Origin of the sequence: Luteibacter sp. (assembly GCF_051958795.1) — a bacterium.
GTDB lineage: Bacteria > Pseudomonadota > Gammaproteobacteria > Xanthomonadales > Rhodanobacteraceae > Luteibacter.
Genome location: NZ_JBQCFT010000098.1, coordinates 1 through 10,706, shown reverse-complemented (window position 1 = coordinate 10,706; position 10,706 = coordinate 1). Strand labels below are relative to the sequence as shown.

Sequence of the window (10,706 nt, the reverse complement as noted above, 5' to 3'; positions counted from 1 at the left end):
GGCAGAAAGGCGTAAAACAAAGCTACAAACTAGAATAAGAGACAGGGGGAGCCAGCCGGGGCTGGCCCCTTAGTATTCACCCGGGGGTACCACCGCGTCATGGCTACCGCCACCGCTACCAAGAACGCGCGCGCCATCGGTGCCGCGCGCGCTGCCGTCAGCCAGCTGACGATGTACGACTGGACCGCGCTGGATAAGCGTGGCAAGCGCATGAAGGGCGAGATGCAGGCGAAGAACGCCTCGCTCGTGAAGGCCGAACTGCGCCGCCAGGGCATGAACCCGCAGCAGGTCCGCGAGCGCGCCAAGCCGCTGTTCGGCTCGAGCGGCAAGACGGTCAAGCCGCGCGATGTCGCCATCTTCAGCCGCCAGATCGCCACCATGATGGCCTCCGGCGTGCCCATGGTGCAGGCCTTCGACATCATCGCGAACGGCCAGAAGAACCCCAAGTTCAAGGACATGCTGGTCAACGTGAAGGCCAGCATCGAGGGTGGTTCGGCCCTGCATGAGGCCCTGGGCCTGTACCCGGTGCAGTTCGACGAGCTCTATCGCAACCTGGTCCACGCCGGCGAATCGGCCGGTGTGCTCGATACCGTGCTCGATACCGTGGCGACCTACAAGGAGCGCATGGAGAACATCAAGGCCAAGATCAAGAAGGCCTTGTTCTACCCGATCATGGTGCTCGTGGTCGCCCTGCTCGTGTCGATGATCCTGCTGCTGTTCGTGGTGCCGGTATTCGAGCAGACCTTCGCTGAGGCTAAGACCGAGCTGCCTGCGCCCACCCAGTTTGTCGTCGCCGCCTCCAAGTTCATGCAGTCCTATTGGTGGGCCGTGATCGGCATCATCGTCGGTTCGATCTTCGCGCTGATCTTCTTCAAGAAGCGCTCGCAGAAATTCGCCCACTTCCTCGACCGTTTCTCGCTGAAAATCCCGGTCATCGGCGACCTCCTGCACAAGTCGGCCATCGCCCGTTTCGCCCGTACGCTGGGCGTGACCTTCCACGCCGGTGTTCCGCTGGTGGAAGCCCTGGACGCCGTTTCGGGCGCCACCGGCAGCATCGTCTATGGCGAAGCCGTGAAGCAGATGCGTGACGACATCTCCGTCGGCCACCAGCTCCAGCTCTCGATGCGCCAGGTAAACCTGTTCCCGAACATGGTGGTGCAGATGACCGCCATCGGCGAAGAATCCGGTTCGCTCGACCACATGCTGTTCAAGGTGGCCGAGTTCTACGAGGAAGAAGTGAACACCGCGGTGGATACGCTGAGCAGCCTGCTCGAGCCGTTCATCATGGTGATCCTCGGTGTCCTCGTCGGCGGCATGGTGATCTCCCTGTACCTGCCGATCTTCAAGCTGGCCGGCACGGTCTAAGCACCACCCCGCCCTGCAAGGCACAATAAGAACCCTTCGCCCCCGGGCGGAGGGTTTTTTCTTGGGACCACGGATTCTCCATGCCTGATTTGCCCCTCGCCCTCTGGGCAACGTTCGCCGGTGTGCTTGGCCTCCTCGTCGGCAGCTTCCTCAATGTCGTGATCCTGCGCGTGCCCGCGCGCATGCAGGCCGACTGGCGCCGCCAGGCGCGCGAAGTGCTCGAGCTGCCCGAGGTGGAAGAGACCCGCCCGCCCGGCGTGGTCGTGGAGGGCTCGCACTGCCCGAAGTGCAAGCATCCGCTGGCCGCCCACGACAACATCCCCGTATTGGGCTGGCTGCTGCTGCGCGGGCGTTGCCGCTACTGCCACGAGCCCATCTCGAAGCAGTATCCGCTGGTGGAACTCCTCTGTGGCCTGGCCAGCGCCGCCGTGGTCTGGCGGTTTGGGCCGGGCATCGGCGCGCTTGCGGCGCTGGTTTTCACCTGGTTCCTGATCGCGCTCTCCGGCATCGATGCGCGCACGCAGCTGCTTCCCGATGAGCTGAACTACCCGCTGCTGTGGATCGGCCTGGGCCTGACCCTGCTGCCGGGCTGGCAGCCCCTGCCCGTGTCACCCTCGTCGGCGATCCTGGCCGCCCTGATCGGTTACCTGAGCCTGTGGAGCGTGTACCAGGGCTTCCGCCTGCTTACCGGCAAGGAAGGCATGGGCCACGGCGACTTCAAGCTGCTTGCCGCGCTCGGCGCCTGGATGGGCCCGATCGCCCTGCTTCCCATCATCATGCTCTCCTCGCTGATCGGCGCGCTGGTCGGTGGCGCCATGATGCTGTTCTTCAAGCACCAGCGTGACGTCCCCATCCCGTTCGGTCCGTATATCGCGGCGGCCGGCTGGGTCTGGCTGATGGGGGGCGACCGGATCTTCGACGCCTACCTGCACCTCACGGGGCTGCGATGAGCTACGTCGTCGCGCTGACCGGTGGCGTGGCCGCAGGCAAGACCGCCGTGGAGCGCGGCTTCGAGGCGCTGGGTGTGCGCGCTTACGACGCTGACGTGGCGGCGCGCGCCGTGGTCGAACCCGGCTCCGAGGCCCTGGCCGAAGTGGCCCGCGTGTTTGGTGCCGACGCACTGGACGCGGAAGGCCGGCTGGACCGAGCGGCGATGCGCCAGCGGGTGTTCGCCGATCCATCGGCTCGGACGACGCTCGAAGGCATCCTGCATCCGCGGATCCGTACCTGGCTACGTGATGCTGTCGCCGCCGATCGCGGACCGTACTGCATGCTTTCCATTCCCCTGCTGGTGGAGAACCACGCGCATTACGCGTGGGTGGACCGGATCCTGGTGGTCGATGCGCCGGAAGCGGTGCGTATCGCGCGGCTGATGAAGCGCGATGGGGTCGATGAGGCGCTGGCACGTCAGATGATCGCCGCACAGGCCACGCGCGAGGCGCGGCTGGCGATCGCAGATGATGTGATCGTGAATGATGGCGGTGTCGAAGCCCTTGCCGGGCAGATTGAGCGGTTGCACGCCCGCTATCTCGAGCTCAGTCGCCAGAACTCGTAGGAGCCCACCCTGTGGGCGACGCCGTTCGCGGAAACGCCCCAGAGTGTGTTGCAACATCGCGAAAGATTTCGCCCACAGGGTGGGCTCCTACGAAGTCACTGCAGCCGCGAGCCGCTCGGCTACGAATGTCTCGGCCAGCGTCGGGTGGCCGATGTGGTAGCCCTGCGCGATGTCGCAATTCATCTCGTCGAGGCGGCGCAGGGTTTCAGCATTCTCGACGCCTTCAGCGACGGCTTCCAGGCCGAGCCGGTGGGCCACTTCGATCATGGCGCGCACGACCTGTTCGGTCCGCGGATCGGCCAGCATGCCATCGACGAAGCTGCGGTCGATCTTCAGCTCGGTGGCCGGGAAATGGCGCAGGTAAGCGAACGACGCGTAGCCGGTACCGAAGTCATCGATCGCGACGCGGACTCCGCAATCACGCAACCGGCGTAGCACGCGGACGCTCATGTCCAGGTCGGTGAGCAGCGCCGTCTCCGTGATCTCGACGATCACCGAATCGGCCGGTACGCCCCAGATCTCCAGCGCGCCAAGCAGCTGCTCCGCGAAGCCCTGCTCGGCGAACACGCGCGGCGAGAGATTGATGGCGACATCTAGTGGTGCGCCACCACGATGCAACGCTGCCGCATGGCGCAGCGAGGCGTTGAGGCTCCAGCGGGTGAGCGGCACGATCAGGTCGCTGCGCTCGGCGAACGGCACGAAATCCGACGGGGGTACCGCCCCGAAGGCGGCAGTGGTCCAGCGCGCCAGCGACTCGACGCTTACTACCTTGCCCCGGCGCAGGTCGTACAGCGGCTGGAACATCACATCGAGCTTGTTGGCCGCGATGTCGTCGCGCAGTTCGCCGTAAAGGATTTCGACCGGGGTCGATTCCGGCTTGTACATCGCGAACGGCTCGCCGATGCGCAAGGCCTCGTCGTGGGCCAGCTCCGCGCGGCGGAAAAGCAGTTCGGCGTCGGTGCCGTGATCCGGGCACAACGCGACGCCGACGACCGCACGGCCGTGCCAGTTGCGATCGCCGTGCATCAGCGGGCTTTCGTCGAACGCACCGACAAGGCGCGTCGCGGCCAGCAAGGCATGGGTACGGTTACGGAGGGTGGGCAGCAACACGACGAAACTGTCGTCACCGGCGAGGTACACCGTATCGACGTGACGCATCACGGCGACGATCCGCTCGCGCGCCGCCAGCATTATCTCGTTGCCAAATTCATAGCCGTAGCGCAACTGCGCTTCGCGCATGCCGCGCAGGCGCACGACGAGTAGCGCACACAGGCCAGGCTCCTGGCGGGCACGATCCAGGCGGCTCTGCACGGCGGGCAGCAGGTGGGCGCGCTCGCTCATGCCAGGAAGTACTCCGCGGGGTCGATGTCGTAAGCACCCGCGGGTAGCGTGCGCTGGATTTCGCGATGGACGCCCTCGGACTGGCGCATCAGGTCGATGATGCGGAAGTCATCCAGATGGACCTTGTCGGGTCCGGTGAGGATGGCGACCCGTGGCTGCAGCCGGCGCGACTGGTTCTGCACCATGACGACGGCGACTTCGCCCGTATTGAGCTCCACCAGCGAGCCGGTGGGGTAAACACCCAGGCAGGCCTGGAACTGCTCCACCAGTTCGCCCTGGAACTCACGGTCGCGGCCCTGGTAGAGCTGGCGAAGCGCAAGGTGCTGCGACACCGCCGGCCGGTACGGCCGCGGCGTGCACATGGCGTGGTAGGTGTCGATGATGGCGGCCATGCGCCCGGCAAGCGGGATCTCGGTACCCGCCAGGCCTTCGGGATAGCCCGTGCCATCGAAGCGTTCATGGTGGGTCAGCACCATGTCGCGGACTTCCTGGTCGGTGACGCTGGCCGCATCGAGGATCGCGCCGCCCTCTTCCACGTGGTGCCGGGCGAGGTCCCACTCCATGTCGTTCAGCGGCCCGTCGCGCTCGAGCAGTTCCCGGGGCAGCTGGGCCTTGCCCACGTCCATGAGCAGGGCACCGGCGGCCAGGCTCACGATGGCCTCGCCGTTGAAGCCCATGTGCCGGCCGAAGCTCGCCGCCAGCGTGCTGCAGCCGACGGCGTGCTGGAATGTATAGCTATCGTGCCTGCGCAGGCTTTCGATCCAGAAGAACGCATCGCCGCTGCGCAGCACGCTCGCGACCATGGGTCGCACCGCCTCGTCGAGCGCATTGGCATCGATCGGCCTGCCCGCGTGGATGTCGGCGACGATCTGCTCGGCGAACTTCGAAACCGTCTCGAACGCCTCGCGGGCGCGCGGCATCTCGTCCTCGAACGATGCGGTATCGGTATACGCGTGCTGCGTGATCAGGCGGGTGTTCAGTACGGGGCGAGCCGGCCTGGCGGGCGCCGCGGCGGGTTTCACTACCGAAGCCGGGGCGAGCCTCGAGGGCACCACCTGGCGCTGGGTATCCACGAACACGTACTTGCAGAACTTCGCGAGGGTATCGATATCCTCGCGGGAGGTGATCGGCACCCCCTGCAACGGAAACGGGGTATCCGACCATTCACAATCCAGGCGACTGACGAACATGCCGATCTGCAGATCAGACACGAACACACGTCGCTCTACCAGGTCGTACGCCACCTTCCCTTGCCTCCTTCTCGCTGGGAATCCCCATGCCGTTCGGTATGTATCGGCCAGGGGGCGGCGTACTGTAGGGGTACCGGCGTAATAAAACCATGCCGGTGCCGGTCTATTGGCTTGTACCCCGCCGGAGAACCGCCATGCGCCGCCCTGTCCTGCTCCCGCTCGTCCTCACCGCCTGCTCCGCGGCCGCCGCCCGCGACGAGGGGCTCAAGCTGCCCGCGCCCACCGTGGATGCCACGAAGGCCCCGGGCGAGGCCACGGCGGTCTTCGCCGGCGGATGCTTCTGGGGCGTCGAGGGGGTCTTCCAGCACGTGAAGGGCGTGAAGAGCGTGCGCGCCGGCTATACCGGTGGTGACGCCGCTCATGCCAATTACGACGACGTCAGCGACGGTGACACCGGCCATGCCGAGTCGGTCCGCGTGGTCTATGACCCGGCCCAGGTCACCTATGGGCAGCTGTTGCAGGTGTTCTTCTCCGTGGCCATGGACCCGACCACGCTGAACCGCCAGGGCCCGGACCGCGGCACCCAGTACCGCTCGGCGGTCTTCTACGCCACGCCCGAGCAGGAGAAGCTGGCGAAGGCGTACGTTGCCCAGCTTGGCGCGGCCCACGCTTTCACGGACCCGATCGTGACCCAGGTCGTTCCGCTGAAGGGCTTCTGGCAGGCCGAGGATGAGCACCAGGACTACATGCACCTGAACCCCGATGCCATGTACATCGCCATCAACGACCGGCCGAAGGTGCTGGCCCTCGCCCGGATCTATCCCGACATGTACACGCCGGGCTGGGCTAACGGCCGCTAAGCCGTCGTAGGAGCCCACCCTGTGGGCGACGCCTTTCGCGGAAGAGCCGCAGGGCCTGTTCCGATGTCGCGAAAGATGTCGCCCACACGGTGGGCTCCTACCGCGCGAGGGCTCAGCCGATCATCGGCAGGTCGAGGCCCTGCTCCTTCGCGCAGGCGATGGCGTCTTCGTAGCCCGCGTCGGCATGGCGCATGACGCCGGTGCCTGGATCGTTCCAGAGCACGCGGGCGATGCGCTTGTCGGCTTCGGCGCTACCGTCGCACACGATCACCACACCGCTGTGCTGGCTGTAACCCATGCCCACGCCGCCGCCGTGGTGCAGGCTGACCCAGGTGGCGCCACCGGCCACGTTGAGCATGGCGTTGAGCAGCGGCCAGTCGCTGACCGCGTCGCTGCCGTCGCGCATCGCCTCGGTTTCGCGGTTCGGGCTGGCAACGGAACCGGAATCCAGGTGGTCGCGGCCGATCACCACGGGCGCCTTCAGCTCGCCGTTGCGGACCATCTCGTTGAACGCCAGGCCGAGCTTGTGGCGCAGGCCCAGGCCGACCCAGCAGATGCGTGCCGGCAGGCCCTGGAAGCTGATGCGCTCGCGGGCCATATCCAGCCAGCGGTGCAGGTGCGGATCATCGGCGATGATCTCCTTCACCTTCGCATCGGTCTTGTAGATGTCCTCGGGGTCGCCCGAAAGCGCGACCCAGCGGAACGGACCGATGCCGCGGCAAAACAGCGGGCGGACGAACGCGGGCACGAAGCCCGGGAAGGCGAACGCCTCGGTAAGCCCCTCGTCCTTCGCCATCTGGCGGATGTTGTTGCCGTAATCGAACGTCGGGACGCCCTGCTCGTGGAACGCGAGCATGGCTTCGACGTGGCGGCGCATGGATGCCTTCGCCGCTTTCGCGGTGCCGGTCGGGTCGCTCTTGCGGCGCTCGAACCATTCCTCGACCGTCCAGCCTTCGGGCAGGTAGCCGTTCACCGGGTCGTGCGCGCTGGTCTGGTCGGTCACGGCATCCGGGCGCACGCCACGGCGGACGAGTTCCGGCAGTACATCGGCGGCGTTGCCCAGCAGCGCGACGGAGACGGCACGGCCTTCCTTCGTATAACGCTCGATGCGCGCCAGCGCGTCGTCCAGGTCCGTCGCCTGCTCGTCGACGTAGCGCGTCTTCAGGCGGAAATCGATGCGGCTCTGCTGGCACTCGATGGTGAGCGAGCTCGCGCCCGCGAGGCTGGCTGCGAGCGGCTGCGCGCCGCCCATGCCGCCGAGGCCCGCGGTGAGGATCCAGCGGCCAGCGAGCTTGCCGTCGTAATGCTGGCGACCCATTTCCACGAAGGTCTCGTAGGTGCCCTGCACGATGCCCTGCGAGCCGATGTAGATCCACGAGCCAGCGGTCATCTGGCCATACATCATCAAGCCCTTGCGATCGAGCTCGTTGAAGTGCTCCCAGTTGGCCCAGGCCGGCACGAGGTTGGAATTGGCGATGAGGACGCGCGGCGCGTCCGGGTGCGACGGGAACACGCCCACCGGCTTGCCGGACTGCACGAGCAGGGTCTGGTCGTCACGCAGTTCGCGCAGGCTGCGCAGGATCGCGTCGAAGCACTCCCAGTTACGCGCGGCGCGGCCGATGCCACCGTACACCACCAGTTCGGCGGGGTTCTCCGCCACCTCGGGGTCGAGGTTGTTCTGCAACATGCGGAACGGGGCTTCCGTCTGCCAGCTCTTGCAGGAGAGTTCGGTGCCGCGCGGGGCGCGGACGGTGCGGGTGGTGTCGATGCGCGTGGCGGCGGTCATCGGGGGCTCCGTAGGGGTGTGGAAGCGAATTCCCGATTATGGCGCCGCGGTGGGGGCGCGGCCATGTGCGTCGCAGCATGGTGGGGGGCATGCTGCATGCCCATCGCGCGCAAGCTCCCACAACGGCGACAGGCAGGCAGGGCTCTGTGTTAGTGGGGGCGGCTCGTGGCGTTGGCGGGTTGGGTGGTCTGCTTGTCCTGGTACTGGCGTGCGGCGTTGTCCTGGCGTGCCCGGTACTGCTGTTGCTGCTGGCTGTTGGCGTTATCCAGCTGCTGGCGCATGGCCGGGTCGGTGGCGTTGTTGCGCTGCTGGTTCAGGTTGTTCTGGCGCAGCTGTTCCTGCACGGCGTTCTGGTTCTGCCGGTTGATCAGCTGCTGCTGGTCCGCCTGGCGCTGCCAGCGCTGGCTCGGCGTCGCCACGGGCGTGTAGACCTTGGGGCGGGCCGCCGGCTGTGGCGGGGGCGTAGGCTGCTTCGCGGCCTGGGCGAAGGCCAGGGCAGGCGCGGCGGCAAGAAGGATCAGCATGAACTTGCGTGATGCGTTGGTCATCTGACTCGTCCATCATGAAAGGATTGTCTTGAACCAGAGCCTATCCCCTCCCCCATGAATGCCATGTTTTCCCGCCTGCCGCGCCTTTTCACGGCGCTGTTGCTCGTGGTCGTGGCGGGCTGCGCCACGCGACCCGCCGCGCCGACGCCCGCGATCCCGCCCCACCCTGTCCTGCTGGTCTCGATCGACGCCTTCCGCGCCGATTACATGGATCGCCACCTCACCCCGACGCTGCAGGCCCTCGCGGACGATGGTGCGCACGCGACCTACATGTGGCCCTCGTTCCCCTCGCTGACCTTCCCCAACCACTACACGCTGGTGACCGGCCGTGTGCCGGACCGCAACGGCATCGTGAACAACACGATGCGCGAACCTGCGCTCGGCAGGTTCAGCCTGGGCAACCATGCCGCGACCAGCGATGGCCGCTGGTGGGCCGAGGCCGAGCCGATCTGGGTGACGGCACAGAAGCATGGCCTGCGCACGGCCACGATGTTCTGGCCCGGCACGGAGGCCGAGATCCACGGCGTGCGGCCGGACCACTGGATCCCGTTCGACGATTCGCTGAGCTCGAAGGCCCGTGTCGACAAGCTGCTCTCGTGGATCGACGAACCCGGCCAGAAGCCTTCGTTCGAAACGCTCTATTTCGACGCGGTGGACCACGCCGGCCATGAACACGGCCCGGATTCACCGGAAGTGGACGCGGCGCTGCGCGAAGTGGATGACGCGCTCGCGTACCTCGTCGCGCAGCTGCGCCAGCGCGGCCTCTACGACGCCATGAATATCGTCGTCGTGTCGGATCACGGCATGGCGGACGTGCCAAAGGGCAACATCATCTTCTCGGACGAGGAGACGAACCTCGATGACCTCGATACCGTGTCCTATGGCGTGATGGCAACGTTCGCCCCGCGCGAAGGCCATGACGCCACGCAGGCCGTCGCCCGGCTGCTGGGTCCGCACGCGCACATGCATTGCTACCGCAAGCAGGATGTTCCGGCACGCCTGGATTACGGCAAGAACCCGCGCGTGCCGCCGTACCTGTGCATGGCCGACGTGGGCTGGTCGATCATCAGCCACGCGGATCTCGCGAAGCGGAAAGACCCGATGTCCCGCGGCGAGCACGGCTATGACAACCAGGACCCGAGCATGCGCGCCCTGTTCGTGGCGCATGGCCCGGCGTTCGCGCGCGGCGTGACCGTGCCGCCGTTCCAGAACGTCGACGTGTACCCGCTGCTGGCCCATCTGCTGGGCCTGGCGCCGCTGCCGAACGACGGCAAGCTGGAAGATGTGAAGGCCGCGTTGGCGCGGCCCTGAGCATCCCGGTGCCACGCCGGGGCGGCGGCGGGTAAACGGTTACCCGCCACGTCCGGCACCCGGGCGGGGGATGCCGTAGAATCGGGCCATGCGCCAGATCTATACCTCCCCCCGCCAGGACAACATCGACCGCGTGGTCGCGCTGCTCTCCGAGCACGCGATCGAGACGACGGTGACGAACCGGTCCACCTTCAACCGCCCGACCTACCAGCGCTTCAGCTATTCCGAGCGGAATACCGATCGCTCGGCGTGGCCGCAGGTGTGGGTCAAGCACGCGGATGACTTCACGAAGGCGCGTGGCCTTCTTAAAGACATCGGCATCGAGCCGCTCGTGCGCTTCCAGGAAGAACTGCGCGTGCACCGCACGCCGGGCTACCAGCCACCGCAGCAGCGCACCGCGGCACGCGTGCGCATGATGGCCCTGGCCATCGTCGCCGGGGTCGTGCTGGTGTGGGTGTTGAAGTCTACCCAGGTCCTCTGAATGGACGGTGCCGCAGCGCAACCGTCCGCCCATCTCCAGCTCCGCGAGCACACCCGCGCAGCGCATGACGCCGCCGAAGCGAGCGACGGCATGCGCGCGTTGCTGTCCGGGGCGATGGATGAGGCGGGCTACCGCGCGCTGCTGGCGGCACAGCTCGGCCTGTTCGGTGCGTGGGAAGCGGAGCGCGCGGCGGAGATCGCTGCGATCGATGACGTCTGGGCCTATGCATCCCGCATCCCCTGCCTCGAAGACGACCTCACCCTTGTGGG

General features: G+C 66.7%; 11 protein-coding genes. 7 read left to right on the top strand and 4 right to left on the bottom strand.

Annotation, left to right across the window (positions count from 1 at the left end):
• The first annotated feature begins 99 nt into the window (after window positions 1–99).
• From ACTHLF_RS05440 to coaE, 3 genes are all read left to right on the top strand, one after another.
• Window positions 100–1,365, top strand: a complete 1,266-nt coding sequence (locus ACTHLF_RS05440; protein WP_440325531.1) for a type II secretion system F family protein — start codon at window positions 100–102, stop codon at window positions 1,363–1,365.
• An 80-nt stretch (window positions 1,366–1,445) separates the two neighbouring features.
• Window positions 1,446–2,315: a prepilin peptidase gene (locus tag ACTHLF_RS05435; RefSeq protein ID WP_440325530.1), complete on the top strand. Its 870-nt coding sequence runs from the start codon at window positions 1,446–1,448 to the stop codon at window positions 2,313–2,315.
• Window positions 2,312–2,920: a dephospho-CoA kinase gene (coaE, locus tag ACTHLF_RS05430; RefSeq protein ID WP_440325529.1), complete on the top strand. Its 609-nt coding sequence runs from the start codon at window positions 2,312–2,314 to the stop codon at window positions 2,918–2,920. Before ACTHLF_RS05435 ends, coaE begins: the two co-directional genes overlap by 4 nt.
• 87 nt (window positions 2,921–3,007) lie before the next feature.
• On the opposite strand, the gene ACTHLF_RS05425 is transcribed toward coaE, so the two are convergent.
• Both ACTHLF_RS05425 and ACTHLF_RS05420 read right to left on the bottom strand, forming a co-directional pair.
• Entirely contained in the window at window positions 3,008–4,261 is a 1,254-nt protein-coding gene (locus tag ACTHLF_RS05425) for a putative bifunctional diguanylate cyclase/phosphodiesterase (RefSeq protein WP_440325527.1), read from the bottom strand.
• A complete protein-coding gene (locus tag ACTHLF_RS05420) occupies window positions 4,258–5,472 on the bottom strand; it encodes an HD-GYP domain-containing protein (protein WP_440325525.1) in 1,215 nt (404 codons plus the stop codon). The genes ACTHLF_RS05425 and ACTHLF_RS05420 overlap by 4 nt, the downstream gene beginning before the upstream one ends.
• A gap of 173 nt (window positions 5,473–5,645) precedes the next feature.
• Between ACTHLF_RS05420 and msrA the strand changes: the two genes are divergently transcribed.
• A complete protein-coding gene (msrA, locus tag ACTHLF_RS05415) occupies window positions 5,646–6,311 on the top strand; it encodes a peptide-methionine (S)-S-oxide reductase MsrA (RefSeq protein WP_440325524.1) in 666 nt (221 codons plus the stop codon).
• Between the two features lie 112 nt (window positions 6,312–6,423).
• On the opposite strand, the gene hutU is transcribed toward msrA, so the two are convergent.
• Together hutU and ACTHLF_RS05405 are read right to left on the bottom strand one after the other, a co-directional pair.
• A complete protein-coding gene (gene hutU, locus ACTHLF_RS05410) occupies window positions 6,424–8,097 on the bottom strand; it encodes a urocanate hydratase (RefSeq protein WP_440325522.1) in 1,674 nt (557 codons plus the stop codon).
• A gap of 149 nt (window positions 8,098–8,246) precedes the next feature.
• Window positions 8,247–8,645 (bottom strand): hypothetical protein, encoded by a 399-nt coding sequence (locus tag ACTHLF_RS05405; protein WP_440325521.1) that lies wholly within the window; start codon window positions 8,643–8,645, stop codon window positions 8,247–8,249.
• Window positions 8,646–8,708: 63 nt separating this feature from the next.
• On the opposite strand from ACTHLF_RS05405, the gene ACTHLF_RS05400 reads away from it, so the two are divergent.
• The 3 genes from ACTHLF_RS05400 to ACTHLF_RS05390 form a co-directional block, all read left to right on the top strand.
• The gene (locus ACTHLF_RS05400; RefSeq protein ID WP_440325520.1) at window positions 8,709–9,956 is read left to right on the top strand and encodes an alkaline phosphatase family protein; all 1,248 of its coding nucleotides are present in this window, start codon (window positions 8,709–8,711) and stop codon (window positions 9,954–9,956) included.
• A gap of 88 nt (window positions 9,957–10,044) precedes the next feature.
• Window positions 10,045–10,437, top strand: coding sequence for a hypothetical protein (locus tag ACTHLF_RS05395; protein WP_440325519.1), 393 nt, complete (start codon window positions 10,045–10,047; stop codon window positions 10,435–10,437).
• A partial coding sequence (locus ACTHLF_RS05390) for a biliverdin-producing heme oxygenase (RefSeq protein WP_440325517.1) occupies window positions 10,438–10,706 on the top strand: 269 nt, incomplete at its 3' end. It lies immediately after the preceding gene.

What these genes read in the sequence shown, in the direction of transcription:
- ACTHLF_RS05440 (WP_440325531.1), top strand. Translation starts at nt 100, where the DNA reads ATGGCTACCGCCACCGCTACCAAGAACGCGCGCGCCATCGGTGCCGCG.
- ACTHLF_RS05435 (WP_440325530.1), top strand. Translation starts at nt 1,446, where the DNA reads ATGCCTGATTTGCCCCTCGCCCTCTGGGCAACGTTCGCCGGTGTGCTT.
- coaE (WP_440325529.1), top strand. Translation starts at nt 2,312, where the DNA reads ATGAGCTACGTCGTCGCGCTGACCGGTGGCGTGGCCGCAGGCAAGACC.
- ACTHLF_RS05425 (WP_440325527.1), bottom strand. Translation starts at nt 4,261, where the DNA reads ATGAGCGAGCGCGCCCACCTGCTGCCCGCCGTGCAGAGCCGCCTGGAT.
- msrA (WP_440325524.1), top strand. Translation starts at nt 5,646, where the DNA reads ATGCGCCGCCCTGTCCTGCTCCCGCTCGTCCTCACCGCCTGCTCCGCG.
- hutU (WP_440325522.1), bottom strand. Translation starts at nt 8,097, where the DNA reads ATGACCGCCGCCACGCGCATCGACACCACCCGCACCGTCCGCGCCCCG.
- ACTHLF_RS05405 (WP_440325521.1), bottom strand. Translation starts at nt 8,645, where the DNA reads ATGACCAACGCATCACGCAAGTTCATGCTGATCCTTCTTGCCGCCGCG.
- ACTHLF_RS05400 (WP_440325520.1), top strand. Translation starts at nt 8,709, where the DNA reads ATGTTTTCCCGCCTGCCGCGCCTTTTCACGGCGCTGTTGCTCGTGGTC.
- ACTHLF_RS05395 (WP_440325519.1), top strand. Translation starts at nt 10,045, where the DNA reads ATGCGCCAGATCTATACCTCCCCCCGCCAGGACAACATCGACCGCGTG.